This is a genomic window from Caldimonas tepidiphila, assembly GCF_003569765.1.
Classification (GTDB): domain Bacteria; phylum Pseudomonadota; class Gammaproteobacteria; order Burkholderiales; family Burkholderiaceae_C; genus Caldimonas; species Caldimonas tepidiphila.
This window is the reverse complement of the sequence record NZ_QXMG01000030.1, coordinates 36,632-61,315: the sequence shown is the minus strand read 5'-3', so window position 1 is coordinate 61,315 and position 24,684 is coordinate 36,632. Positions and strand designations below refer to the sequence as shown.

Genomic DNA, 24,684 nt, shown 5'->3' with positions numbered 1-24,684 from the left:
GAGCCGTCATGACCGACATCACCCGGCAGGCCTGCGTCCTGCGCGACGCGGAGGATCCTCTCGCATCGCTGCGCGAACAGTTCGAGCTTCCCCCCGGCACGATCTACCTCGACGGCAATTCGCTCGGCGTGCTGCCGCGCGCCACTGCGGCGCGGGTCGCCGAAGTGGTCAGCGCGGAATGGGGTCGCGATCTGATCCAGAGCTGGAACAAGGCCGGCTGGATCGACCTCCCGCAGCGCGTGGGCGACAAGATCGCGCGCTTGGTGGGGGCGGCGCCCGGCGAGCTGATCGCGGCCGACTCGACCTCGCTCAACCTCTACAAGGTGCTCGCCGTCGCGCTCGGCCTCGTCAAGGCGGACGCCCCGAAGCGGCGCGTCATCGTCTCCGAGCGCGACAACTTCCCGACCGACCTCTACATCGCCGAGAGCCTGGCGCGCCAGCACGGCTTCGAGCTGCGCCTGGTGTCGGCCGACGAGATCGCGGCCCATCTGAACGACGAGCTCGCGGTGCTGATGCTCACGCAGGTGAACTACCGCAGCGGCCGCATGCACTCGATGCGCGATCTGACCGCCGCGGCGCATGCGGCGGGCGGGCTGGTGGTCTGGGACCTGGCGCACTCCGCGGGGGCGATCCCGGTGGACCTGAAGGGCAGCGACGCCGACTTCGCGGTCGGCTGCGGCTACAAGTACCTCAACGGCGGCCCCGGCTCGCCGGCCTTCGTGTGGCTGCATCCCCGGCACGCCGCGCGCATGGACGAGCAGTCCCTGTGGCAGCCCCTGTCGGGCTGGATGGGCCACGCCGCGCCCTTCGAGTTCACCCCCGGCTACCGGCCCGCGACCGGTGTCGCGCGCTTCGTCTGCGGAACGCCCTCGGCGATCGCGCTGTCGGCGCTCGAATGCGGCGTCGACACCGTGCTGGCTGCGGAGCCCCTCGGCGGCATGGAGGCGCTGCGGCGGAAGTCGCTGGCGCTGACCGACCTGTTCATCGAGCTGGTGGAGCAGCGCTGCGCCGGGCACGGGCTGGCGCTGCAGACGCCGCGCGCGCACGCCGTTCGCGGCAGCCAGGTCAGCCTGAGGCGGGAAGAGGGCGCCTACGCCATCGTGCAGGCGCTGATCGCCCGCGGCGTGGTCGGCGACTTCCGGGCGCCCGGCATCCTGCGCTTCGGCTTCACGCCGCTCTACCTGCGCTTCGTCGACGTCTGGGATGCCGTCGAGCACCTGGTGCAGGTGCTGGAGAGCGGCGAGTGGCGGCAGTCGCGCTTCAACCAGCGCGCCGCCGTGACCTGAGGGGAACGAACATGAGTACCGAGAAGATCGTCGCCGAAGAGGGCGCCCGCCTGGACTTCAGCCGTGACATGAGCTACGGCGACTACCTGCGACTCGACCAGATCCTGAACGAGCAGCAGCCGCTGTCGCCGGCCCACGACGAGATGCTGTTCATCGTGCAGCACCAGACCTCCGAGCTGTGGATGAAGCTGATGCTGCACGAGCTCGCCGCGGCCCTCGCCGCGATCCGCGAGGACCGCATGCCGGAGGCCTTCAAGATGCTGGCCCGCGTGAGCCGCATCATGGAGCAGCTGGTCGGCGCCTGGAACGTGCTGGCGACGATGACGCCGCCCGAGTACACCGCGATGCGGCCCTACCTGGCCAACTCGAGCGGTTTCCAGAGCGCGCAGTACCGCTGCATCGAGTTCTCGCTCGGCAACAAGAACGCGGCGATGCTCAAGCCGCACGCGCACAAGCCCGAGCTGCTGGCGCGGGTGGATGCGGCGTACCGGGCGCCGTCCCTCTACGACGAGGCGCTTCGCCTGATGGCGCGTCGCGGCATCGAGGTGCCGGCGTCCCACCTCGAGCGCGACTGGACCCAGCCGTACGAGGCGAGCGACGGCGTGCAGCAGGCCTGGCTGCAGGTCTACCGCGACCCGGGCGCCCACTGGGACCTGTACCAGCTGGCCGAGAAGCTGACCGACATCGAGGACGCCTTCCGCCTCTGGCGCTTCCGCCATGTCACCACCGTGGAGCGCGTGATCGGGTTCAAGCGGGGCACCGGCGGCACCGGGGGCGTGAGCTACCTGCGCAAGATGCTCGACGTGGTGCTGTTCCCGGAGATCTGGACCCTGCGCACCCACCTCTGAGCCTGGGAACCCCAGGGGCCTTTCCCGGGACCGGCGCGGACCTTCCCGCCTGAGCGGGATCCCGGAAAGGCAGAAGGCCGCAGAGCGTTCGCCACTGCGGCCTTCTCGCGCGCGTTCCTCGCGCCGGGGCGGCGAGCGGGACCGTCCGGCCCCGCTCCCGCTTCTTACCAGCGCCAGCCCAGCTTCGCGCTGTAGCTGGTGGTTTCGCCGGTGCGGTCGGCCTCGACGGCGAGGTTCATCACCATCAGGTTGACGTTGGCGCCGACGAAGACCTTGTTCTGGTCGAACTTCTCGCGGCGCAGGGTCAGCGTGTCGCGCGGGTCGCTGTCCACGCGCACCACGCCGACGCCGGCGTAGGGCGTGAACATCGCGAAGCCCTTGGACACCGAGACGTCCAGGCCGCGGGTGTTCAGCTCGAGCCGGTCGGCGCCGCGCAGCGTGCTGTAGCTCGCGCGCACCGCGACGGCGGGCATCACCACGTTGCCCGGCACCAGCGCATAGCGTGCCTCGGCGCCGAACAGGCTCACCTCGCCGCCGGGCAGCGCGGTGTAGGAGGCGCCGACGTCGAAGCCGAAGGGCAGGCCCTTGGCGACATGCAGGCGCGGGACGTAGAGCGTGTCCTCCGAGGCGCCGGTGGCGCGGCGGAAGGCCTCGGGGTTGGCGAGCTGCGTCGCGGTCACCTCGACGCCGACGTCGAAGCCGAGGATGCCCAGCGGCTCGGCCGGCGTGATCGGCTTGTAGCTGAAGGCGGCGCCCAGGTCCTCGGACAGCAGGCGGAAGTCCTGCTGCGTGATCAGCCGCAGCTCGGGGAAGTCGTATTTGCCGGCGTGGGACGCGGCGGCAGCGCCGCACAGGCCGATCGCGATCGCCAATTGGCGGTAGTTCATTGCTTTTCCTCGGGACAGGGAAGTTGGCTGGTTGCCGGAAATTGTAGGGGGCGGGGAGGGGGGCGCTTCCCCGCGGCACCGACGAGCGGCGGTAACGGTTGCAAAGCGTCGCGATCCGATGCGCGGACGCAACAGGGGGCGTGCGTCCTCCCGGAAGCCGCCTGTCGCGGCCGGCAGGTATGTGCCTTGCACCCCGGTCCGATGCGGTTCAGCCGGCGAAGGACGGGCATGCAGCGAGCGTCGGGGCAGCAGCGATGGCCACGCCGGTTCCTCCGGCCCGGCGTCGGCGTGGCCGCCGCGCTGCTGGTGCTGCACGGCGCCGGCATCGCGCCCGGCGCGGACGGCGCGCCGGACGGCGGCGGGAACGCCGCGAGCGCATGCGCCGGGCTCGCGGGGCTGCGCATCGACGCCGCGCGCATCGGCCTGCCGACCTCGGGGGCGACGGTGGACAAGGGCTCGATCGTCGCGGCCGGCGAGGAGCACAGGCGCAACGGCGCGTACTGCAAGGTGGAGGGGCGGATCCACCCGGTCGATGCGCGCGCGCCGCCGATCCGCTTCCAGCTCAACCTGCCGGCGCGCTGGAACGGCAAGGCGGTGCAGATGGGCGGCAGCGGCTACAACGGCACGGTGGCCGCCGGCACCGGGCAGATCGACATGACGCCCTACTTCCCGCCGCTATGGCGCGGCTACGCGACCTTCGGCTCCGACTCGGGCCACGAGAGGACGGATGCGGAGGCCGACTTCGCGCTCGACGAGGAGGCGCTGCGCAACTTCGGCTGGCAGCACCTGAAGAAGACGCGCGACGCGGCGCTGCACCTGCTGCGGCTGCACTACGGCGGGCCGGCGCGGCGCGTCTACTTCGCGGGCGCGTCCACCGGCGGTCGCGAGGCCTTCACGGCGATCCAGCGCTTCCCGGCCGACTACGACGGCATCGTCGCGGTGGCGCCGGCGCTGAACTTCTCGGGCGTGCGGCTGATGGGCGTGAAGCTCGGGCAGGCGGCCTACCGCCGCGCGGGCGGCTTCGTGCCGCCGGTGAAGTGGCCGCTGGTGCACGGCGCGGGGCTGAAGGCCTGCGATGCGCTCGACGGGCTGGAGGACGGCATCGTCGGCGACGTGGCGGGCTGCCGCGCGCGGGCGCAGGCGACCCTCGGCGCACTGCGCTGCCGCGGCGGCGCGGACCTCGGCAGCCACTGCCTGTCGGACGCCCAGCTCGCCACCGTGCGGCTGCTCCACGAAGGCTACCTGCTGCCCTACACGCTGGCGCACGGCGTGCGGGGCTACGAGGGCTACAACGTGCTCGCGGGCGGCGACTTCTCGGGCCGCCACGGCCTCGGGCGCTCGCCGCGGCCGGTGAAGCCGCCGACGCCCGAGGCCAACGGCTATCTCTACGCGCAGGGCGACGACTACATGAAGTTCTTCGTCGCGCGCGACCCGTCCTTCGAGTCGCTCGCCTTCGACCTCGACCGCCCCGGCGCGCTGCGCGCGCGGCTGGTCGAGCTGTCGGGCACGGTCGGCGCGATGAACCCCGACCTCTCCGCCTTCGCGGCGCGCGGCGGCAAGGCGATCGTGATGCACGGCCTCGCCGACGAGGTGATCAGTCCGAACCAGACCATCGCCTACTACCAGGAGGTGCAGCGGCGCCTGCGCGGCGCGGCGCCCGTCGACGGCTTCATGCGGCTCTACACGGTGCCGGGCTTCCAGCACGGCGGCGGCCCCTTCGTGCCCTTCTGGGATGCGCTCGGCGCGCTCGACCGCTGGGTGGACGGGGGCGTCGCGCCGCAGGTGCTCGAGGCGATCGACATCGCCGCGCCGACGCAGGGCCGCACGCGGCCGCTGTGCCCTCATCCGGCCTTCCCGAAGTACCTGGGGCGGGGCAGCCCGGACGAGGCCTCGAGCTATGCCTGTGCGCCGCCCTGAGGCTCGTCGGGTCCGTCCTGCACAAGTTCGCGCTCGAACGCCGGCAGCAGCAGCAGGCGCGGCGGCGTGCCGGCCTCGGCGAGGACCGCCGCGTTCTGCCCGAACTCCTCCATCAGGCGCAGGATCAGCTCGGGCGGCGCGTCGAACACGCCTAGCAGCGGCTCGGGCGAGCGCGCCTCGCCCTCGCGGTCGCGGCCGGTGGCATCGACGAAGCGCAGGCCGTGCTGCTCCAGCTGCTCGCGCAGCGCACCCTGACGCTGCGCGTTCTCTGCGAGCGACAGCGTTTCGCTGCGCGGGTTGTAGGCGGTGAGGATCGCGAGCGAGCGGGCGCCCTGCTGCGCGAGGTAGGCGTCGAGGCCGGGGTGGGGCGCGCCGGGCCGCAGCGGCGAAGGCAGTCCCTCCACCTGGTAGTCGGTGTCCCGGTAGGCCCCCAGCAGGCCGCGGATGTCGTCGGGGTCGCGCGAGCCTTCCGGGGCATCCGGGGCGGCATCGCCCACGGGTTCGGTATCGCCCTCTGCCTGCGCCTGCGGCCCCGATCCGAGGGGGCCCGGCTTCAACTGCCGCTGGCGCGCCGATTCGTCCGTCCAGCGCGACTTGCGCATCGCGACCACGCGGGCACCGGCCTCGCGCAGCAGCCCGAGCGCCTCGGCGGTGAACACCGTGCCGACCGCGACGATGCCGTCGGGCGCCGGCTCCTGCAGCCGGCGCAGCGCCTTGCGCACCGGCGGCGAGGGCACCACGTCACGCGAGGCGTGCGCGAACAGCAGGACGGAGTAGCGGCCCTCGGGGCGGGTGCCCTTGCGCGCCTCGTCGCGATAGGACGGCGGCATGAGGTGGACGAGCTTCTCGCCCGCGACCTGGTTGCGGATCGTGACTTTCATGCCCTGCTTCGGAGCAAGTTGCGCGCGCGGTGGTCGGGGACGGGCTGGCCTCGCCAGCGCCGCAGCGGGCACCGGCGGGCACGCGCGCCCGGTCCCCGCAGCCGCAGGGCCGGCGCCGCGCCGCGGAATTCCCGGATTCCCCCGGCGCACGCGGCCCGCGGTTCCGGTGTTATCTTGGCGTCGTCAGCCGGATAAACCGGCATCAAGGAGGCCCGACGATGCAAACGCTGGATGAAATGCGCAGCCTGGGCCTGCTGACGCAGGAGCAGTACCTGGAGATCCGCAGCTACGTGATGAAGCATCCGCGGCCGGAGCAGATCCAGGCGATGCCGGCGCACCTGTGGCGCGCGATGCTGCATGCCGATGCGCTGATGTACCCGGACGACGACGCGCCGCCCTCGCTGCACTGAGGCGGGGCGGCGGCCGGGGCGGATGTCCCGGCGCCCGGACGGACGAGCGGTGACCGAACCGGCTGCCGGCAGCCGGTGGCTGAACGCCGCCGAGGCGGACGCGGGGTGCACGGCACCGCGGGCGTCGGCCGCATGCAGCGGCCCGCGTCCGCGCGTCGGGGTGCTGCCGCAGAGAGCCGGCAGCCCGTGTCGAGGTGTGGAACGGGCGGCGCCTGCGGCCCGGGCGCCGCAACGCGCTCTTGCCGGCCGGGCCTGCGCCGTGCCCGCCCTTGCGGCGAGCGATCGGCGCGGGGCCGGGAGCGGTGCCGCTCAGGCGCGCGGGTCGCGCGGGTCGCGGGGCGTGTAGGGCGGTGCCACCGAGCCGGTGACGCCCGCCGCAGCGGCGGCGAGGTCGGCGGCCGCGGCCGCGGCGGTGTCCGGCGCCGCGCTTTCGTAGCCGGAAGGGGCGCCCGATGTTCCCGTGCCGGAAGCGCCCGCCGTGTAGCTGCCCGTGCCGGAGCTGCCACCGTAGCCGCCCGTGCCCGCGCTGCCGTAGCCTGCGCCGCCGTGGCTCGTGCCGCCGTAGCCGGCCCCCGGCGGCGGCGAGGACGAGTAGGTCGCGTGCGAGGTGGACGAACCGGTGCGGCTGAACAGGAAGGCGCCGGCGTTCATCAGCCCGGCGGCCATCACCATCGCGCTCTGCGGGAAGGAGTAGAGCGCGTTCGACGCCAGCTCGGTCGCGCGCACCGCGGTGAGCTGCAGGCGGCGGCGCGCCATCTCGGCGCCGAGCTCGCGCAAGCGCCCGCACAGCAGTTGCTCCGCCGCGGGCAGCATCGTCGTCTCCTCGTCGGCGACGTGATGCAGCGTGTCGCGCATCAGCTCCATGAAGGTCGCGTCGTAGTCGGGCGACTCGGGCGGCAGCGTGCGCAGCTTGTCGATCAGGCGGCGCATCTCGGCCTGCTCGGAGTAGCTCTTCTCGATGATCGTCAGGTCCGGCGCCAGCTCGCGCAGCGCCGGGTAGAAGATTTCCTCCTCCAGCTGGGCATGGACCTCCAGGGCCAGGCAGGCCGAGTTCACCAGCGCCTGCTTCTTGGAACGCGAGGTGCCGGCGTGGAACTGCTGGAAGGTCGACAGCACGTGGCTGTGGTCGAAGCGGATCATGTTCGTCACCGTGGGTGACAGGTTGTTCATCAGGAAGCCCATGGGCTGCTCCGGCGGCAATGGTGACTCCGGAAACAGGCAAGTCGCATGCCCCGCCCCCCGGCACGCCGGTTGCCGACCGCTCTCGCAGGCCCTGCCGCCCGAGCCCGAGGAGCGAACCCGATGACCCCGATGCCGCGAGAGCACGCACCCGACAGCAGCCTCGCGCTGCTTGCCGATCCCTACCGCTACATCTCCCGGCGCTGCCGGGAGCACGGCTCGGACGTGTTCGAGGCGCGGCTGATGCTGCAGCCGACGATCTGCATGAGCGGCGCACGCGCCGCCGAGCTGTTCTACGACCCGGAGCGCTTCGAGCGCTGCCGCGCGGCACCCGAGCCGCTGCGCGCGACGCTGTTCGGCAAGGGCGCGGTGCAGAGCCTCGATGGCGCCGCGCACCGGCGGCGCAAGGCGCTGTTCCTGGAACTGCTGACGCCGGAGAAGGTCGAGGACCTCGCCGACCGCGTCGCCGAGGGCTGGCGGCGCTGCGTGCGCGGCTGGGCCGCCGACGGGCGCCGCGTGGTGCTCTACGACGCGATGCGCTCGCTGCTGACACGCGCGGTCTGCGCTTGGGCGGGCGTGCCGCTGCCGGAGCCGGAGGTGGCGCGGCGCACGGCGCAGCTCACCGCGCTCTACGACGAGGCAGCGTCGCTGCAGCATTTGCACGCGCGCCTGCAGCGCATGCGCGCCGAGGCCTGGCTCGCGCAACTGATCGAGGCGGTGCGGGCGCATCGCTTCGAGGCCCGTCCCGGCAGCGCGCTCGATGCCGTCGCCTGGCACCGCGACGAGCACGAGCGGCTGCTCGCGCCTCGCATCGCCGCGGTCGAGCTGCTGAACCTGCTGCGCCCGACCGTCGCGGTGTCGGTCTTCATCGTGCAGGCCGCGCACGCGCTGCACCGCTACCCCGGAAGCCGCGCGGCGCTGCAGGCCGGCGACCCGGAAGCGGTCGAGCGCTTCGTGCAGGAGGTGCGCCGGCACTATCCCTTCTTCCCCGCGGTGGTGGCGCGGGTGCGCCGGGACTTCGACTGGGAGGGTTTCCGCTTCCCGCGTGGGCGGCGCACGATGCTCGACCTCTACGGCACCGACCACGATCCGCGCGTCTGGGACGATCCCGACGCATTCCGGCCCGAGCGCTTCACGGACGCGGAGCCCGGGGGCTTCCGCTTCGTGCCGCAGGGCGGCGGCGAGGTGCGCACGAACCACCGCTGCCCGGGCGAGCCGGTCGCGGTGGCGCTGATGAAGGTGTCCGTCGACTTCCTCGCGAGGCGCATGCGCTACGCGCTGCCGCCGCAGGACCTGCGCCTCGACTTCGCCCGCCTGCCCGCGCTGCCGCGCAGCGGCTTCGTGATCTCGGACGTGCGGGCCGCCGGCTGAGCCAGGGCGGACCCCGGCTTGCGTGCATGGCCGAGCTGCGCTTCTACGCCGAACTCAACCGCTTCCTCGCGCCGCAGCGGCGCGGCCGCGCCTTCGCGCATGCCGCCGCGCCGCACGAGAGCGTGAAGCATGTCGTCGAGTCGCTCGGCGTGCCGCACACCGAGGTCGCGCTGGTGCTGCTCGGCGGCGAGCCGGTGGGGCTGGAGCACCGGCCGCTGCGCGACGGCGACCGTGTCGCCGTCTTCCCGGCGTTCCGCACGCTCGCGCCGCTGCAGGAGGCACGCGAACCCGTCCCCGCGCCGCCGCGCTTCGCCGCCGACGCGCACCTCGGGCGGCTGGCGCGCTACCTGCGCTTCGCCGGCTACGACACGCTGTTCCGCAACGACTGGCCCGACGCCGAGCTGGTCGCCACCGCGGCCGCGGAGGACCGGATGCTGCTGACGCGCGACCGCGACCTGCTGATGCGTCGCGAGGTGCGGCAGGGCTGCTACCTGCACGAGACGGAAGCGCTGGCGCAGTTCCGCGAGCTGGCGCGGCGGGTGGGTCTGGCGCCCGAGGGCGGCGGGGCGGGCCGCTGCATGCTTTGCAACGCGGTGCTCGAGCCTGTGCCGAAGGCGGAGGTCGCGGCGCAGCTGCCGCCGCGCACGCGGGAACATTTCGATGCTTTCTGGCGCTGCCCGGAATGCGCCCGCGTCTACTGGCGTGGTTCGCACTGGGAGCGGATGCGGCGCGAACTCGGTGCCCGCGAGGGCGGGCCGGCCGAAAAGCCGGTGGCGGAGTGCGGCAATTTTGCCCACCTTCGCTCGCTTGAGAAGGAATAAGGAGGGCGGCTGCCGCTAGGATCGGCCCTCCCGCAACGGATCGGCACATGGGTGAGCATGTGTGCCGAATGGTGACAAGAGGATCGGAATGCGGCTTGGAGGGAGAAGGGGCCTTCGCGCCCTGCTGGCGGCATGGATGTTCACGCTGGCCGGCACCGCGGGCGCGGTTCAGCCGCCCGCCGCCGTGCAGGTGGACTTCGGCGGGCTGCGCGCGTCCGCCGACGCGCGCTGGGTTGCGCACTGGGTGATGCACTCCGGGGACCACGGGGGCCTGCCCTTCGCGATCGTCGACAAGAAGGACGCGCGGATCTTCGTGTTCGCGCCGGGCGGAAGGCTGCTCGGCACGTCGGCCGCGCTGCTCGGCCTTGCGCCGGGCGACCACACGGTGCCGGGCATCGGCGAGCGGCCGCTGTCGAAGATCCTGCCGCACGAGCGCACCACGCCGGCCGGGCGCTTCGTGTCGGAGCCGGGCCGCAACCTCGAGGGCGAGCACGTCGTCTGGGTCGAGTACGAGAGCGGTTTCGCGATCCACCGCGTGCGCCCGGGCAGCAGCCGCGAGCGCCGCGAGCAGCGCCTGAAGTCCGCGAGCCTCGCCGACCGGCGCGTCTCGCTGGGCTGCGTAGTGGTCCCGGTCGCCTTCTACGAGGACGTGGTGCTGCCGGCGCTCGGCCGCAGCCGGGCGATCGTCTATGTGCTGCCCGAGACGCGGCCGGTGCACGAGGTCTTCGCCGGAATGCGCGACCTGTGAGGGGGCCGGTGTCGACATTTCCGTCACGAACCGTACTTCGTTTTTCCATTGGTTATTGCATCCCGGCAGAAGAGGCCCACAGATGAGCCAGACGACATTTCCCGTGCAGTCCCGCGGCGGCTCCCCTGAAGGTGCGACCCGCCCCTGCGGCGGGGACTGCGCCGACGCGGCGAAGCTGGGCTTCGGATTCGCCTTCGCCTACCAGCCGATCGTCGACATCGCGTCCCGCTCGGTCTATGCCCACGAGGCGCTCGTGCGCGGGACGAACGGCGAACCCGCCCCAACCGTGCTCTCGCAGGTGAACGAGGCCAACCGCTACCGCTTCGACCAGGCCTGCCGCGTGAAGGCGATCCGGCAGGCCTCGGACCTGGGCCTCGACGGGCGGCTGTCGATCAACTTCCTTCCCAACGCGGTCTACCGGCCCGAGGTCTGCATCCGCACCACGCTGGAGGCAGCGCGCGCCTACGGCTTCCCGGTAGAGAACATCGTCTTCGAGACCACCGAAGGCGAGCGGGTGGAGGACGCCGCCTGGTACGCCGAGGTGATGCGCGAATACAAGCGCATCGGCTTCAAGACGGCGATCGACGACTTCGGCGCCGGCTACGCAGGTCTCGCGCTGCTCGCGGACTTCGTGCCGGACATCGTCAAGCTGGACATGGAGCTGATCCGCGGGGTCGAGGCCTCGCGTCCGCGCCAGGCCATCGTGCGCGCCACCGCGGGCCTGTGCCGGGAACTCGGGATCGTCCTGATTGCCGAGGGCGTCGAGTCTGCCGGCGAGCGCGACTTCCTCGCCGACGCGGGCATCCACCTGATGCAGGGCTACTTCTTCGCCCGGCCGGCCTTCAGTGCCTTGACGAGCGCCGAGGAAATCTTCGGACCGCAGCGCTGAGGGCCGAGGCGGCCCGGCGGGCGCAGGCCGCTCCGCCGAGGCCCGCGATCCCGGTGCCGGGGGGCCGGGCCAGTGCGCGCAAGGGACGCCGCGAACCGGGGCTGTCCCCGATTCATCGACCTTTCTTTTTCTTCACAGGCAGCGCCTCGACTTCCGGCTGCCGCTTTCTTGCTTTCATGAACAAGCTGCTCATCAAGACCCGGCTCACCCTGCTGGCGGCCGTCCTTCTCGGACTCTCCCTGCTCCTGGCCGCTACCGGCCTGCTCGAACTCCGCGGCGCCAACACGACGCTGCGCTCCATCTACCAGGACCGGATCGTTCCGCTCGAGCAGATCAAGAGGGTGGCCGACGCCTATGCCGTCGACATCGTGGACGCCGCGCACAAGGCGCGCGACGGAGCCCTCACGCTGGAGGCCGCGGCGGCCTCGATCTCGAAGGCCCGCGGCACGGTCGAGCAGGAGTGGCGGGCCTATTCGGCGACCGAGATGACCGCCGAGGAGGAGGCGCTGGCGGCGAGGGCCGAGCCGCTGATGAAGGCGGCGGACGGGGCGGCGCAGGCGCTGCTGGACATCCTGCGGCGCGGCGATGCCGAAGGCCTGCGCCACTACGCGGCCCAGGAAATGTACCCGGCCATCGACCCGGTCGCAGGGATCATGGGGGAGCTGAGCGCGCTGCAGTTGCGCGTGGCCGGGCAGGCCTATGCCGACAGCCAGCAGGCCTACGAGGCCAAGGTCTGGCTCACGGTGGGCCTGGTCTCGGTGCTGGGCCTGGGCGCGGCGCTGTTCGCCTGGGCGCTGGTGCGGTCGATCACCCGGCCGCTGGCCGATGCGGTCGAGTTGGCCGAAGCGGTCGCGGCCGGGGACCTGACGCGCACGGTCCGCCCCGAGGGGCGCGACGAGACTGCGCGCCTGATGCAGGCGCTGCAGACGATGACGCAGGGCCTCGCCGGCATGGTCACGCAGGTGGTGCAGAGCAGCGAGTCCATCGCCACCGGCACCTCCCAGATCGCGATCGGGAACGCGGACTTGAGCCAGCGCACCGAGGAGCAGGCGAGCGCGCTGCAACAGACCTCGGCGACGATGACGCAGCTGGGCTCCACCGTGCGCAACAACAGCGACAACGCGCGGCAGGCCGAGCAGCTCGCGCAGAGCGCGTCCGGCCTCGCGGTCGGAGGCGGGCAGGTCGTCGGGCGCGTCGTCGACACGATGCGCGGCATCCACGAGAGCTCGCGCAAGATCTCCGAGATCATCGGCGTGATCGACGGCATCGCCTTCCAGACCAACATCCTCGCGCTCAACGCGGCGGTGGAGGCGGCGCGCGCGGGCGAGCAGGGCCGCGGCTTCGCGGTCGTGGCCGGCGAGGTGCGCGGCCTGGCGCAGCGCAGCGCCGAGGCGGCCAAGGAGATCAAGACGCTCATCACCGGCAGCGTGGAGCAGGTCGAGCAGGGCGGCGCGCTCGCGGACGAGGCCGGCCGCTCCATGGAGGAGATCGTCGCCGCGATCCGGCGCGTGAGCGACATCGTGGCCGAGATCAGCGCCGCCAGCGTCGAGCAGAGCAGCGGCGTCGGCCAGGTCGAGCAGGCCGTCTCGCAGATGGACCAGGTCACGCAGCAGAACGCGGCGCTGGTCGAGGAGAGTGCAGCGGCGGCCGAGGCGCTGAAGCATCAGGCGCAAGGCCTGGTCGAGCTGGTGGCGGCGTTCAAGCTTGCCCCCGGCAGCCGGGCGCAGGCCCTGCACCCGTCCGGTGAGGTCCCTGCCGGCGGGACGGCCGTTGCGCTCGCCCCCGCGGCTGTGGCGCCCGTCGAGCGCGCGGACCCGCCGGCTGCCCGCGTCCTCGCGCAGCCGAAGGTCCTGCCCGCCAGGGCGAATCATGATGCCGCCCTCGTGAAGACCGGCGCGGACGACTGGGAAAGCTTCTGAACCCGGTCCGGGACCCGCCTCCCGGATTCCCGCGCACCGTTCACGGCGGGCACTGCAGCAGCGCCCCCTGCGCATGGCAGAACCCGCGGGGGCCGAGCAGCGCGGGCCCCACCTGCTGAAGCCGCGTCCCGTCGCTCGCCCAGCAGCCGGTGGCATCGCAGCCGGTGAGGGTCGGCGGCGGCTCGACCGGCTTCAGCGGCGGCAGCGGCTGCGAGGCCTGCGGCGGGGCAAGGGGGCGCGGCGGTGGAAGGGGCAGCGGCGGCACCGCGACCGGCGGCTGCGCGAGGCGCCCGGCGGGCACGGGACGGTCCGCGCCAGCGCCCGCGCCGAGGCAGGCCCGCGCCGCTTGGCGCCGCAGCGTCTCCAGCCGGGCGCGTGCGACCGGGGACGGCGGGGAGCCTGCCCGCCGCCCCGCCTCGGCCGCAGCCTCGCCCTCGCCCGCCTGCAGCATGTCCAGCGCGCGAACGCAGTGCGGGGAGCGCAGGCTTCCTGTTCCTTGCTGTGCGGCAGAAGTGCCTGCGGCGAGCGCCAGGGCCAGGACGAGCAGCGAACGGTGCATCCTTCTTGGAGGCGCGGGCCTTGCCCGAAGTTCTCGACCCGATTCCGGACGGAGCGCGTCGTCGGCCGCGGCCGGTTCGTCCCTTGCTCCACCTGGACGGGACGCGGTGGTCCCGAGCCCGGCTTCCCGGCGATCGGCGCGGGTGATTGCCGCGGCGGCCGCTGCAAGGCGAAGAAGGAGAGGCAGGTGTTCTTCCGAGTGCTGCTGATGGCCGCCGTGCTGGCGAGCGGCGCCGGCGTGGCGGCGGGCCCGCTGGCGAGCTACCGCGACGGCGACCTCGCCGTCGTCCTGAGGACCGAGCCGTGCACGGAGGGTGAGGGCGGGGAGCGGCGGCAGGCCTTTCGCAGCCTCGGCGGGCAGCGCACCGCAGGCTGCTGGTCGGTCAACGAGCGGGGGAATCCGGTGGTGGACTGGGAGGGCGAGGGGGCGGCGCAGGAACTGGACGGATCGCTGTTCCGCTTCGAGCCCGGCTATGCCGCGCTGCTGCGACCGCAGGAGGACGCGCCGCCCGCGCGCGAGCGGGAGGAACCGCCGGCGGCGGCCGAGGAGGCCGGGGACTTCCCGCGCCCGGCCTGGTGCCGGAACGCGCGGGCGCCCCACGAGTTGCTGGTCTGCCGGGACCGCGAGCTGTCGGAGCAGGACCTGCGGCTCGGGCGGCTGTGGCAGTCCTACCGCGACGGGCTGAAACTCTCGCGGGCCGAGCAGGGCCGGCACAAGAACGAGTTCTACCGGCGGCTCAAGGCCTGCGGGGCCGACCGGGAGTGCGTCGCCGGCGAGCAGGCCGCCCGCATCGCCTTCTACCGGGACGCGCTCGGCCTCGACTGAGCTCCGGCGGATCCCTGCCCGCCGACCGGCCGGTTACTGGATCAGCCGGACGTTGGGGGTCGACGGCAGGTCGGTGCCCTTGTTCTGCAGCGCGAGGATCTGCGACAGCAGCCACAGCACGTGCATGCTGCGGTTGTGCAGCGTCGAGGGCGGGATGGAGTAGGTCTTGCCGCCGTACTCCAGCGTCAGCGCGGCGTTCTCGACCACGCCTTCCTTCAGCTCGAACAGCGTCTCCGGCGGCGGGCGCTGCGCGGCGCCCTCGTCGGGCAGCGGCCCGATGGAGGGAAAGCCCGGCTCGACGGGCAGGCGCTGCGGCGACGCGTCCGTGAACTGGCCGTGGAGCTGGGCGCGGGCGATCTCGCCGAGGTAGTAGATCATCGCCTCGGGCGAGCGGATCAGCAGCCGCACCGAGCGCGCCTTCGGGTCCTGCGCCTGCGGGTCGGCGCGCGTCGTCAGCGTCTTGGTCGGCACCCGCCAGCTCGACGCGCGCAGGCCCTCGCAGGGCTCGCCGCCGCCGGGCCGGTTCTTCAGATCGAAGCCGAGCGTCTGCGTCACCGCGGCGAAGCGCAAGCCGACCTGCTGCTTCTCGTCGGTGGTCGCCTTGCCGTCGCGGTCCACCGGAACCGGCACCAGCCCGGCCGACTTCACCGCCGCCATCTCCGGCAGCTTCTTGAACTCGCTGCCGTCGAGGATGGCGCTGTAGAAGACATGCTCGTACTGCTTGCGCGGCTCGAAGTCGCAGCGGCGCAGGTCGCCCAGCACGCGCTGGAAGCGCTCGAACTCGCTCCTGTTCTCCGGATAGTTCGTCACGCGCTCGATCGGCGTGATGTCCTGGCCCTCGTAGAACTCGACCCCCCGCACGAACATGTGCAGCACCAGCTGCGGCGGCCAGCCCTGGTCGAGGAAGTACAGCATCAGCGAGACGGGCACCGGGGTGGTCACGCCGCGCATGAACTCCTGCGTGTTAAGCACCGCGGTGTCCACCGAGTGCTGCACGTTGAAGGAGGGGCCGAGCGAGTAGACGCTGGCGGCGTCGCCACCGAAGGGCAGGCCGAGCGAGAGGCCGGCATTGCCGAACGCGGGAGGCAGGCGCACGGTCGTCACCTGCGTGAAGTGCATCGGCTTGCGCTCGTAGGCGCGCAGCACGTTCAGCACCAGCATCTGGTTGTGCGCCTGCTCCTGCACCAGGTTGGTCCGCACCGCGGCGCCGGCCACCTGCTCGGTGCTGGCGCAGCCGGCCAGCAGCGCCAGCGCGACGGCGGCTGCGCCCCACAGCGATGCCCTCAGCATGTCCACCCTCGATCTCCCGCCGACCCCGCGGCGGGACCTGCATTGCGACGACGGCCGCGCTCCCGTCCTGCGGCCGAGGCATCGATCGGCAGGGACCGCGGGTGACTTCTCAGGGGACGGCGGGTTGCTGCGCCTGCCCACCCCGCCGACGACGGGCCGGCAGCTTTGGCCTCCGCCCGGCGCCCAAAGGGCGGCCGAAGGATTTGCCCTTCGCAAGGGCTCCGGCGCGGGGGGCGCGGCCCCCTCAGGCCGGCTGGCTCGAAGGGAAGCAGGTCTCCGCCTCGTTCTCGAAGGCGAACTGCGTGCAGCAGTCGCGCCGGTTGACGATGAGCCCGACCTTGTCGCAGTGGTGGAACTCCCGGTGCCCCGCGTCCCGACCCTGCTGGCAGTGGGCGCAGTTGCGAACCGAGATCTCCGCCGCCCGGAACACCTCCTTGTCGAGGCGCTGGGCGCTCTGCTGCAGGTAGACCAGGTGCAGCCAGAATCGCGCTGCTTCGTCCAGCAGATTGCTCAAACCGTCGTCTCCCCTGAAATCTTGCCTCCGGGGCGGCGATTCGCCCCCGGCAAGTCTGATCACGCTCAAGACAGCGCGGATCATAGACCTCCAGGCCTCAAACACCTAGGGTTGACACCGATTGCTGTGCGGAAAAGCTTGTTTCAATAGCGCTTCCCCCCTGCATGCGGGGAAGGCATGTCGCTTGCTTGAGCCGGGCATGGAGCAGAACACGCCGCAGACGCCCCCCGGCGCCGCCACGCCCGATTCCGCCGCGGAGGCCTGCTACCGGCAGGTGCTGGAGGCGCTGAGCCGCGCGGGCGTGCCCTTCCTGGTCGGCGGGACCTACGCCTTCGCGGACCACACCGGGATCCGGCGGCAGACCAAGGACCTCGACCTCTTCATCCGGGAGGCCGATTTCGCGCGCTGCGCGCAGGTCCTCGCCGCCGCGGGGCACGAGACCGAGCGCACCTTCCCGCACTGGCTGGGGAAGGTGCATGCCGGCCCGACCTGCGTGGACCTCGTCTACAACTCGGGCAACGGCATCGCGCGGGTGGACGACGTCTGGTTCGAGCATGGCCGGGACGCGGAGATCCTCGGCGTGCCGGTGAAGCTCGTGCCGGTCGAGGAGATGATCTGGTCCAAGGTCTTCGTGATGGAGCGCGAGCGCTACGACGGCGCCGACGTCGCGCACCTGATGCACGCGCATGCCGACGTGCTGGACTGGGCGCGCCTGCTCGAGCGCATCGGGCCGCACTGGCGCGTGCTGCTGAACCACCTGATCCTCTTCGGCTTCGTCTATCCCGACGATCGCGACCGCGTGCCGCGCTGGCTGATGGAGCGCCTGATGGAGCGGCTGCACGACGAGATGCGGGCGCCGCTGCCGGCCGAAGGCATCTGCCGCGGCACGCTGCTGTCGCGCGAGCAGTACCTGCACGACGTCGAGCGCCGCGGCTACGGCGACGGCCGCGAGCAGCCGAACGGCTCGATGAGCACCGAGGACATCGCCATCTGGACGGAGGCGATTCCCGGGCGCCGGGCCGGCCCGCCGGGCTACTGCGGCACCCGGCCGTAGCGGATCGACTGCACTGCGCCCGACTGGAAGCGCACCGTGGCCATCAGGTTGCCCGGCCCGCGGTCGTAGAGCCACTCGTCGACCGGCTGGCAGGGCAGGCCGAGGACGGCAGGCGGCAGCGGCGCGCCCGGGTACACCGGGCCTTGGTAGACCGGCGCGCAGTAGCTGTCGCGCATCAGCGGCTCCCCGCACTTGTAGAGCACCGACAGCCGCGTGTCGCCGATGTCCGCGATGCCGCGGCCGCAGCGCAGCGATTCGGCCGCCGCCGGCTGCGGCCACGCCGCGCCGAGCCCGAGGACGAGGGCACCGAGCAGGGAGAGGGCGAACTTCATGGGCATCACTCTTGCACGGCGCCGGGTCCCGCGCAATGGAGCCCGGCGCCACGGGTGCGGTCGATCTCACGCCCGCGGCGCCGGCGAAGGCCGCAGCCGCTGCGAGGGCGGCAGTGCGCGGACGCACTGCAGGGCGCGGGGAATTTCTCTAAGCTTGCGCGCATCCGTCCGGTGCCGGGCGCAGTCCCCGAGCGGCCGGGAACCCTCTCCCTCCACCTTGCCCCGATCCTGCATGAAGCGAAGAAACCTCCTCCTGGGCGGCACCGTGCTGCTGAGCCCCTGGCTGCTGGCCGCATGCTCGCGCGACGAGACCAGGCCGGCCGAAGCGGCGCTGCCGCCGCCGCCGGCCGACCCGCAGGCCGCCTACCAGCTCGCCGCCGGCGGCAGCGGCTTCACGGTGGGCCAGATGATGGCCGCCCATGCGGTCCAGGTGTTCTTCGACCCGCTGTGCCCGCATTGCGCGACGCTGTGGGAGGCGTCGAAGCCGCTGTTCGGGCGCATCAAGATGGTGTGGATGCCGGTCGGCCTGCTGTCGCCGGCCTCGGTCGGCCACGGCGCCGCGATCCTCGCCGCGCCGCAGCCCGCCGAGGCGATGGACCGCCATGCGGTGCTGGTGCGCGAGAAGCGCGCGCAGCAGGGCGAGACGTCCTCGGACGAGGCGGTCCGCACCCGCGTGCAGAACAACACCGAGCTGCTGCGCCGCCTCGGCGCCGACAGCGTGCCGGCGCTCTACTTCCGCAATGCCGCCACGGGCGCGTTCGGCATGCATGCGGGCGGCATGGGCACCGAGGAGCTGCGCCGGCTGCTCGGCCTCGGCGCCTGAGCGGCCGGGCGGACCGGCGCCCGCGCCGCGGCGGACGCCCTGTCCGTCACCGCGGCATGCGCCGCCCCAGCGCCTCCAGCAGCGCCCGGGCCGCCGGGGCCGACGAGGCCGGGTTCTGGCCGGTGACGAGCCAGCCGTCGGTGACGACGTGGGGCTGCCAGTCCGCGCCCTTCGAGTAGTTGCCGCCGCAGCGGCGCAGTTCGTCCTCGACGAGGAAGGGCACGATCTTCGTCAGCCCCACCGCATCCTCCTCGGAGTTGGCGAAGCCGGTCACCGCCTTGCCCTTGACCAGCGGCTGCCCGTCCGGGCCCCGGGTGTTGCGCAGCACGCCCGGCGCATGGCAGACCAGCGCGAGCGGCTGTTCGTTGGCGTACATCGTCTCGATCAGCGCGATCGAGGCGCGGTCCTCGGCCAGATCCCACAGCGGGCCGTGGCCGCCGGGATAGAAGACCGCGTCGAAATCCTTCGGTGCGACCGAGGCCAGCGGCACGGTGTTCGCGAGCGCGCGCTGCGCCTCGGGGTCCTGCTGGAAGCGGCGCGTGTCCTCGGACTGCGCGTCCGGCTCGTGGCTCTTGGGGTCCAGCGGCGGCTGGCCGCCCTTGGGCGACGCGAGCGTGAGGTCCGCGCCCGCCTCCTTGAACACGTAGTAGGGTGCGGCGAGCTCCTCCAGCCAGAAGCCGGTCGGCTTGCCGGTGTCGCCGAGCCGGTCATGCGAGGTCAGCACGATCAGGATCTTCATGGACGTTCCTCGGAGTGGGTGTCGATGCCGCGGACCTTAGCGCCGCATGCGCCGCGTCGGCACGGCCCGCCCGGGAGCCCCCGGGATCGGCAGGGAACAGCGCCGCCGTTTCAGCCGACGCGCGGCGCGAGCCACCAGAACCAGGCCGCCAGCGAGACGCCGATCCAGACCGCGACGACCAGCACCGCGCCCCAGGCGCTCCTCGGCTTCGCGCCGGCGCGCGCCATCCAGTCCTGCGCCTGCACCCGGCACTCGGCCAGCACGTCCGCTGGCAGCAGGCGCACCGTCAGCCAGATCAGCGCCGGCAGCAGCAGCACGTCGTCGAGGTAGCCGAGCACCGGAATGAAGTCGGGGATCAGGTCGATGGGGCTCAGCGCGTAGGCCACTACGAACAGGCCGAGCAGCTTCGCGTGCCAGGGCGTGCGGGGATGCCGGCCGGCGAACCAGAGCGTGACGGCGTCGCGCTTGATGCGCCGCGCCCAGGCGCGGGACGATTGGATCGGGTTCAAGGGAAAGGGCGGTATCGGGTCCGGGCACCCGATCTTATCCAGCGCCGCCCGTCGGCCGGGACAGGCTCGGCCGGCGGACGACCGCCGGAACGCCCCGACTCCCGGCAGCAGGCGGCCGGCCCGGGGACGGGTCGGGACATCGCCGCGCTACATCGCCCGGATGCGACGGGGACGTGCCGCGGCGCCCGCGCAGCGTGTAACCTCTGCATCCATGACTGCGCCCCTTCCCCCCGCCGAAGACGCCCCGTCCCCTGCCGCCGCCTGCGCCGACGAGGCGGTGGAGGCGCTCGAGTTCGCCGGCTGGCTGATCCACGGCCGGCAGCATGTCGCGCCGAAGCGCCTGTTCGCGCCCGGCCCCGACGAGGCGCAGCTGCGGCTGCTGATGGAGGCGGCCGCCGCCGCGCCCGACCACGGCCGGCTCACGCCCTGGCGCTTCGTGCTGGTGCCGCCGGCCGCGCGGGAGCGTCTGGCCGGGGTGTTCCGCGCCGCGCTGCTCGAACGCGACCCGCAGGCCACCGAGGCGCAACTGCACGATGCGGGCGACAAGGCGGCGCGCGCGCCGGTGCTGCTGCTGGCGGTGGCGGACCTGCGCCCCGCGGAGCCCGACATCAGCGATGCCGAGCGCTACCTGTCGCTCGGCTGCGCGGTGCAGAACGTGATCCTGGCGGCGCGCGCGATGGGCTACGGCTCGGGCCTGAGCAGCGGCCGCGCGCTGCAGTCGCGCGCGCTGCGCGAAGCCTTCGGGCTGGCCGAGGGCGAGCACGCCGTCTGCTTCGTCAGCCTGGGCAGCGTCGCGCATGCGAGGCCGGTGCGGCATCGCCCCGAGCCGCAGCAGCTGCTCTCGGTCTTCGGGGCGTGACGCGCCAGGTGCCGGTTCAGTCCTCGCGGCCCCGGCCGACGGCCCGCTCGAGCTCGTTGCGGACGCCGAGCACGCTGTTCGGGTAGCGGTCGCAGTCCTTGCCGCGGCAGCCGTTGTACTGCTGCAGCGCGCGCCGCAGGTTGCCGCCGTGGTGCTCCAGGTACTCGCGCAGCACCTGCGTGCCCGCGACGATGTTCTCCTTGACCGAGGTGGGCCGGATGCGGCCGTTGCTGTCGCGCGGCATCTTGTCGCGGTGCCAGCGCCCGGCGACCTGCATCGGGCCGTGCGGCGCCATCGGATCGACCTTCTCGCCCTTGCCGTCGGGCGCGAGGTTCTTCGGGTTGCCGAAGTGGATGAACCTCGACTCCTTCGCGATGATCGCCAGCACGAGCAGCGGGTCCACCGAGGCCCGGGCGGCCGCAGCCTGCGCCGCCGCCACCACCTCCTCGGCGCGCTTCATGTCCACGCCCCAGCGCTTGCGGATGTAGGCGGGCAGCGCGGCGAGCCCGTCTTCCGGCAGCGCCTCGGCCTCCTCGGCGTCCCGGGCCTGTGAGGTGGCGGCGCCAGCCTCGGGCGCGGCTGCGAACGCGGCTGCGCACGACAGCGCCGCGGCCCAGCCCAGGACCAGGGCCGCCGCTGCTCGGGACAGCGACTCGGGGAGCCGGCCCCTCATCGGGCGCCGGGAGCCCGGCGCGCGGCGCGGACGGGGCGGCAGGCGGGGCCGCAGCGGTTCTTCGTCAGATTCGTCACTCGAAAACTCCTGGTTGGGGGGCAGGAAGGCGCGAGGCCCTTCTGCCCGCGGGGTGGCGGTCTGCGCGATGGCTGCGCGTTTATAGCAAACCCGGCGTTTGTGCCCGCCATTCCACTCAAGTTCCAGGGATCAGGGCCGAAAACCCGGGAACGCCGTGGTGCCGGGTATGGCCGGCCCGCGGTTCCGTCCCGGACTTCCCCCGATCCGAAGCCGCCCATGCGTCCTGCTCCCCTGACCGCCGACGAAGACCGGCGCATCCGCCTGCTGGAACTCCTCGGCCTGCTCGACTCGGAGGCGGAGGAGGCCTTCGACCGGCTCACGCGGCTCGCGAGCGAGCTGCTCGGCTTCCCGATCGCGCTGCTCACGCTGGTCGACCGCGACCGGCAGTGGTTCAAGTCCCGCGTCGGGCTGCAGGCCTGCGAGACGCCGCGCGAGTTCGCCTTCTGCGCCCATGCGCTGCACTCCCCGGGGCCGTTCGTCGTTCCGGACGCGCGCGCCGACGAGCGCTTCGCCGACAACCCGCTGGTCACCGGGGAGCCCCGCATCGGCTTCTACGCCGGCATGCCGCTGCGTTCGGCCGAAGGGGTGGCGCTGGGCACGCTGTGCGTGATCGGGCACGAGGCGGCGGTGCTGTCGCCGCGGCAGGAGGCGCTGCTGCGTGACCTGGCGGCGATCGCGGCGCGCGAGATCCAGCACCGGGAGGCGGCCGTGCAGGCGCGGCAGGCCGTCGACGAGCAGCTGCGCCTCGTCAGCGAGGCCAACGCGGTGTTCAGGATGTCCTTCGAGCAGGCGGCGGTCGGCCTCGCGCTGGTCGGGCTCGACCTGCGCTGGATCCGCTTCAACCCCCGGCTCTCGGAGATCCTCGGCTACTCCGAGGCCGAGCTCGCCGAGATGAGCTTCATCGACATCACCCACCCCGAGGACCTGCCGCACGACCTCGAGCAGGTGCGCCGTCTGATGCGTGGCGAGGCCGAGCGCTACACGATGGAGAAGCGCTACTTCCGCCGCGACGGCACCCCCGTCTGGGTCCAGCTGTCGGTGGCGCTGGTGCACGACGCCGGCCGCCCGCAGTACTTCGTGTCGGTCGTCGAGGACATCGACGCGCGCAAGCAGGCCGAGGCCGCGCTGCGCGAGAGCGAGGCGCGCTTCCGCGCGCTCAGCATGTCCTCGCCGGTCGGGATCTTCCAGTCCGACTGCGAGGGCCGTGTCACCTATGCCAATCCACGCGGTCTGGAGATCTGGGGCTGCGCCGAGTCCGAGGTGCTCGGCCACGGCTGGACGGCGCGGGTCCATCCGGAGGACCGACACCGCCTGCTGGACATCTGGGGCGCGGCGCTGGCGGCGCAGCAGGAGTGCGAGGCGGAGTACCGGCTGCTGCTGCCCGACCGCACGGTGCGGCACGTGCAGGGCCACGCGGCGCCGCTGAGCGACGAGGCCGGCCGGGCGATCGGCGCGGTCGGCACCGTGGCGGACGTGACCGAGCGCCGGCAGATGGCGTTCGCGCTGGCGGAGAGCGAGCGCAGCCTGCGCCTCGCGCTCGGCGCCGGGCGCATGTCGGCCTGGGACATCGAGCTGCGCGACGAGGGCGGGGCGGCCGCCGATGCCGCGCGCGACCGGCCGCCGGCGCGCATGGCCGTCGCGCCGTCGGCGGTGCAGCGGCTCGGCAGCTATGCGGATTTCCTCGCCAGCGTGCATCCCGAGGACCGGGTGCGCGTCGAGGCGACGTGCACGCGGGCCTGCACCGGCGAGTCGGACTTCGAGGAGGAGCTGCGCCTCCTTCGGCCGGACGGCGAGGTCCGCTGGCAGCACGTGATGGGCCGCATCGTGCGCGACCCCGCGGGCCGGCCGCGGCGCATGGTGGGCGTGAGCCTGGACATCACCGAGCGCAAGGTGCTCGCCGACGAGCTGAGGCACCGGGCCAACCACGATGCGCTCACCGGGCTGGTGAACCGGGTGCGCTTCCGCGAGCAGATCGGGCAGGCGCTGGCCGGCGCCGCGCCCGCCGCGCCCCGGCCGGCGGTGCTGCTGGTGGACCTCGACGAGTTCAAGACCGTCAACGACTCGCTCGGCCACGAGGTGGGCGACCGGCTGCTCGTCCTCGTCGCGGTGCGGCTGCTCGGCGTGATGCGCGGCTGCGACACGGTCGCCCGCCTCGGCGGCGACGAGTTCGCGGTGCTGCTCGAGAAGGTGCACGGCGCCGAGGAGGCGGGGCGCGTCGCGGAGCGGATCGTCTCCGCGCTCGCCGCGCCCTTCCTGCTCGAGCGGCGCCAGATCCGCGTCGGCGCGAGCGTCGGCATCGCGCTGGGACGCCCGGGCGACAGCACCGAGGACCTGCTGCGCAACGCGGACCTCGCGATGTACCGCGCCAAGAACGGCGGCAAGGGGCGCTACGAGGTCTTCACGCCCTGCATGCACGCCGCGGCGCTCGATCGGCTCACGCTGGAGGACGAGCTGCACCGGGCGCTCGGTGCGGGCGAGTTCCTGCTGATGTACCAGCCGATCGTCGAGACCGGCACCGGCCGCGTCGCCGGCGCCGAGGCGCTGGTGCGGTGGCGGCATCCGTCGCGGGGGCTGGTCCCGCCCAACGACTTCATCCCGATTGCCGAGCAGACCGGGCTGATCGTGCCGCTGGGCCGCTGGGTGCTGGGCGAGGCCTGCCGGCAGGCGCTGCACTGGGCGGCGCAGGCCGAGGGCGGCCCGGCCGGCGGCACGGCGCCGTCGATCACGGTGAACGTGTCGGCGCGCCAGCTCCAGGACCCGGCCTTCCTCGGCGACGTGCGCGACGCGCTGGACGCCTCCGGGCTGGCGCCGGCGCGGCTGGTGCTCGAGATCACCGAGAGCGTGCTGATGCAGGACCGCGAGGCCACGCTCGAGCGCATGCACGGGCTCAAGTCGCTCGGGGTGCGCTTCGCGATCGACGACTTCGGCACCGGCTTCTCGTCGCTGGCCTATTTGCAGTGCTTCCCGATCGACGTGCTGAAGATCGACAAGGCCTTCGTCGACAGGGTCCATGTCGGCGGCCGGGAGGCGGCGCTCGTGCGGGCGATCGTCGGCATCGCCGACGCGCTCGGCCTCTACACGATCGCCGAAGGGGTCGAGCACGCCGGGCAGCGCTGGCAACTGCACCGGCTCGGCTGCCGCTTCGCCCAGGGCTACCTGTTCGCCCGCCCGATGGAGGCGCCGGCGCTGGCCGCCTTCCTCGGGTGCACCGAGGCCGGGTCTGGTGCCGCGGCCCCGCTGAGCGCCGGCTGAACGCGGGCCGGGCGCCGGGCC

24 protein-coding genes are annotated in these 24,684 nt (G+C 73.0%); 14 read left to right on the top strand and 10 right to left on the bottom strand.

Annotation, left to right across the window (positions count from 1 at the left end):
• Positions 1-8 precede the first annotated feature (8 nt).
• Both kynU and kynA read left to right on the top strand, forming a co-directional pair.
• On the top strand, positions 9-1,286 hold the full coding sequence (gene kynU, locus D3A59_RS16520; RefSeq protein WP_119156227.1) for a kynureninase: 1,278 nt from the start codon (positions 9-11) through the stop codon (positions 1,284-1,286).
• Between the two features lie 11 nt (positions 1,287-1,297).
• Entirely contained in the window at positions 1,298-2,134 is an 837-nt protein-coding gene (kynA, locus tag D3A59_RS16515) for a tryptophan 2,3-dioxygenase (protein WP_119156225.1), read from the top strand.
• A 164-nt stretch (positions 2,135-2,298) separates the two neighbouring features.
• On the opposite strand, the gene D3A59_RS16510 is transcribed toward kynA, so the two are convergent.
• Positions 2,299-3,021, bottom strand: a complete 723-nt coding sequence (locus D3A59_RS16510) for a hypothetical protein (protein ID WP_119156223.1) — start codon at positions 3,019-3,021, stop codon at positions 2,299-2,301.
• A 228-nt stretch (positions 3,022-3,249) separates the two neighbouring features.
• Here D3A59_RS16510 and D3A59_RS16505 point away from each other — a divergent pair, with 228 nt between their 5' ends.
• Positions 3,250-4,938, top strand: a complete 1,689-nt coding sequence (locus tag D3A59_RS16505) for a tannase/feruloyl esterase family alpha/beta hydrolase (RefSeq protein WP_240636090.1) — start codon at positions 3,250-3,252, stop codon at positions 4,936-4,938.
• On the opposite strand, the gene D3A59_RS16500 is transcribed toward D3A59_RS16505, so the two are convergent.
• A complete protein-coding gene (locus D3A59_RS16500; protein WP_119156219.1) occupies positions 4,917-5,819 on the bottom strand; it encodes a DUF3293 domain-containing protein in 903 nt (300 codons plus the stop codon). The two genes, D3A59_RS16505 and D3A59_RS16500, sit on opposite strands and share 22 nt — an antisense overlap.
• A 218-nt stretch (positions 5,820-6,037) precedes the next feature.
• Here D3A59_RS16500 and D3A59_RS25460 point away from each other — a divergent pair, with 218 nt between their 5' ends.
• Positions 6,038-6,229, top strand: coding sequence for a hypothetical protein (locus tag D3A59_RS25460; RefSeq protein ID WP_157991562.1), 192 nt, complete (start codon positions 6,038-6,040; stop codon positions 6,227-6,229).
• A gap of 309 nt (positions 6,230-6,538) precedes the next feature.
• Here the strand turns inward: D3A59_RS25460 and D3A59_RS25990 are convergent, their stop codons facing one another.
• Positions 6,539-7,411 carry a hemerythrin domain-containing protein gene (locus D3A59_RS25990; RefSeq protein ID WP_205665215.1) on the bottom strand — a complete coding sequence of 291 codons (873 nt, stop codon included), beginning with the start codon at positions 7,409-7,411 and terminating at the stop codon, positions 6,539-6,541.
• Positions 7,412-7,531: 120 nt separating this feature from the next.
• Between D3A59_RS25990 and D3A59_RS16490 the strand changes: the two genes are divergently transcribed.
• The 5 genes from D3A59_RS16490 (at position 7,532) to D3A59_RS26725 (ending at position 13,156) form a co-directional block, all read left to right on the top strand.
• Positions 7,532-8,779 carry a cytochrome P450 gene (locus tag D3A59_RS16490; RefSeq protein ID WP_119156217.1) on the top strand — a complete coding sequence of 416 codons (1,248 nt, stop codon included), beginning with the start codon at positions 7,532-7,534 and terminating at the stop codon, positions 8,777-8,779.
• 26 nt (positions 8,780-8,805) lie between these two features.
• On the top strand, positions 8,806-9,600 hold the full coding sequence (locus D3A59_RS16485; RefSeq protein ID WP_119156215.1) for a Mut7-C RNAse domain-containing protein: 795 nt from the start codon (positions 8,806-8,808) through the stop codon (positions 9,598-9,600).
• Positions 9,601-9,736: 136 nt separating this feature from the next.
• Positions 9,737-10,348, top strand: a complete 612-nt coding sequence (locus D3A59_RS16480) for a L,D-transpeptidase (RefSeq protein ID WP_240636089.1) — start codon at positions 9,737-9,739, stop codon at positions 10,346-10,348.
• Between the two features lie 82 nt (positions 10,349-10,430).
• Entirely contained in the window at positions 10,431-11,237 is an 807-nt protein-coding gene (locus D3A59_RS16475) for an EAL domain-containing protein (RefSeq protein WP_119156211.1), read from the top strand.
• Positions 11,238-11,413: 176 nt separating this feature from the next.
• A complete protein-coding gene (locus tag D3A59_RS26725; protein WP_119156209.1) occupies positions 11,414-13,156 on the top strand; it encodes a methyl-accepting chemotaxis protein in 1,743 nt (580 codons plus the stop codon).
• A 40-nt stretch (positions 13,157-13,196) separates the two neighbouring features.
• Here D3A59_RS26725 and D3A59_RS16465 read toward each other — a convergent pair whose 3' ends face one another.
• Positions 13,197-13,715, bottom strand: a complete 519-nt coding sequence (locus D3A59_RS16465; RefSeq protein ID WP_157991561.1) for a hypothetical protein — start codon at positions 13,713-13,715, stop codon at positions 13,197-13,199.
• A gap of 186 nt (positions 13,716-13,901) precedes the next feature.
• Between D3A59_RS16465 and D3A59_RS16460 the strand changes: the two genes are divergently transcribed.
• Entirely contained in the window at positions 13,902-14,540 is a 639-nt protein-coding gene (locus tag D3A59_RS16460) for a lysozyme inhibitor LprI family protein (RefSeq protein WP_119156205.1), read from the top strand.
• Between the two features lie 33 nt (positions 14,541-14,573).
• On the opposite strand, the gene D3A59_RS16455 is transcribed toward D3A59_RS16460, so the two are convergent.
• The gene (locus D3A59_RS16455; protein ID WP_119156203.1) at positions 14,574-15,830 is read right to left on the bottom strand and encodes a hypothetical protein; all 1,257 of its coding nucleotides are present in this window, start codon (positions 15,828-15,830) and stop codon (positions 14,574-14,576) included.
• Between the two features lie 244 nt (positions 15,831-16,074).
• On the bottom strand, positions 16,075-16,344 hold the full coding sequence (locus D3A59_RS16450) for a hypothetical protein (protein ID WP_119156201.1): 270 nt from the start codon (positions 16,342-16,344) through the stop codon (positions 16,075-16,077).
• 199 nt (positions 16,345-16,543) lie between these two features.
• Between D3A59_RS16450 and D3A59_RS16445 the strand changes: the two genes are divergently transcribed.
• Positions 16,544-17,398, top strand: coding sequence for a nucleotidyltransferase (locus D3A59_RS16445; protein WP_119156199.1), 855 nt, complete (start codon positions 16,544-16,546; stop codon positions 17,396-17,398).
• Here D3A59_RS16445 and D3A59_RS16440 read toward each other — a convergent pair.
• Positions 17,377-17,730, bottom strand: a complete 354-nt coding sequence (locus tag D3A59_RS16440) for a DUF2845 domain-containing protein (protein WP_157991560.1) — start codon at positions 17,728-17,730, stop codon at positions 17,377-17,379. The genes D3A59_RS16445 and D3A59_RS16440 overlap by 22 nt on opposite strands.
• 232 nt (positions 17,731-17,962) lie before the next feature.
• Between D3A59_RS16440 and D3A59_RS16435 the strand changes: the two genes are divergently transcribed.
• Entirely contained in the window at positions 17,963-18,553 is a 591-nt protein-coding gene (locus D3A59_RS16435; protein ID WP_119156195.1) for a thioredoxin fold domain-containing protein, read from the top strand.
• Between the two features lie 46 nt (positions 18,554-18,599).
• Here D3A59_RS16435 and D3A59_RS16430 read toward each other — a convergent pair whose 3' ends face one another.
• A complete protein-coding gene (locus D3A59_RS16430; protein ID WP_119156193.1) occupies positions 18,600-19,292 on the bottom strand; it encodes a type 1 glutamine amidotransferase domain-containing protein in 693 nt (230 codons plus the stop codon).
• A gap of 110 nt (positions 19,293-19,402) precedes the next feature.
• The gene (locus tag D3A59_RS16425) at positions 19,403-19,801 is read right to left on the bottom strand and encodes a YkvA family protein (protein ID WP_119156191.1); all 399 of its coding nucleotides are present in this window, start codon (positions 19,799-19,801) and stop codon (positions 19,403-19,405) included.
• A 211-nt stretch (positions 19,802-20,012) separates the two neighbouring features.
• On the opposite strand from D3A59_RS16425, the gene D3A59_RS16420 reads away from it, so the two are divergent.
• Complete coding sequence (locus D3A59_RS16420; protein WP_119156189.1) at positions 20,013-20,660, top strand: nitroreductase family protein; 648 nt, start codon at positions 20,013-20,015, stop codon at positions 20,658-20,660.
• A 16-nt stretch (positions 20,661-20,676) separates the two neighbouring features.
• On the opposite strand, the gene D3A59_RS16415 is transcribed toward D3A59_RS16420, so the two are convergent.
• Entirely contained in the window at positions 20,677-21,333 is a 657-nt protein-coding gene (locus D3A59_RS16415) for a lytic transglycosylase domain-containing protein (RefSeq protein WP_119156187.1), read from the bottom strand.
• Between the two features lie 294 nt (positions 21,334-21,627).
• Between D3A59_RS16415 and D3A59_RS16410 the strand changes: the two genes are divergently transcribed.
• Positions 21,628-24,663, top strand: a complete 3,036-nt coding sequence (locus tag D3A59_RS16410) for a bifunctional diguanylate cyclase/phosphodiesterase (RefSeq protein WP_119156185.1) — start codon at positions 21,628-21,630, stop codon at positions 24,661-24,663.
• Positions 24,664-24,684: the final 21 nt, after the last annotated feature.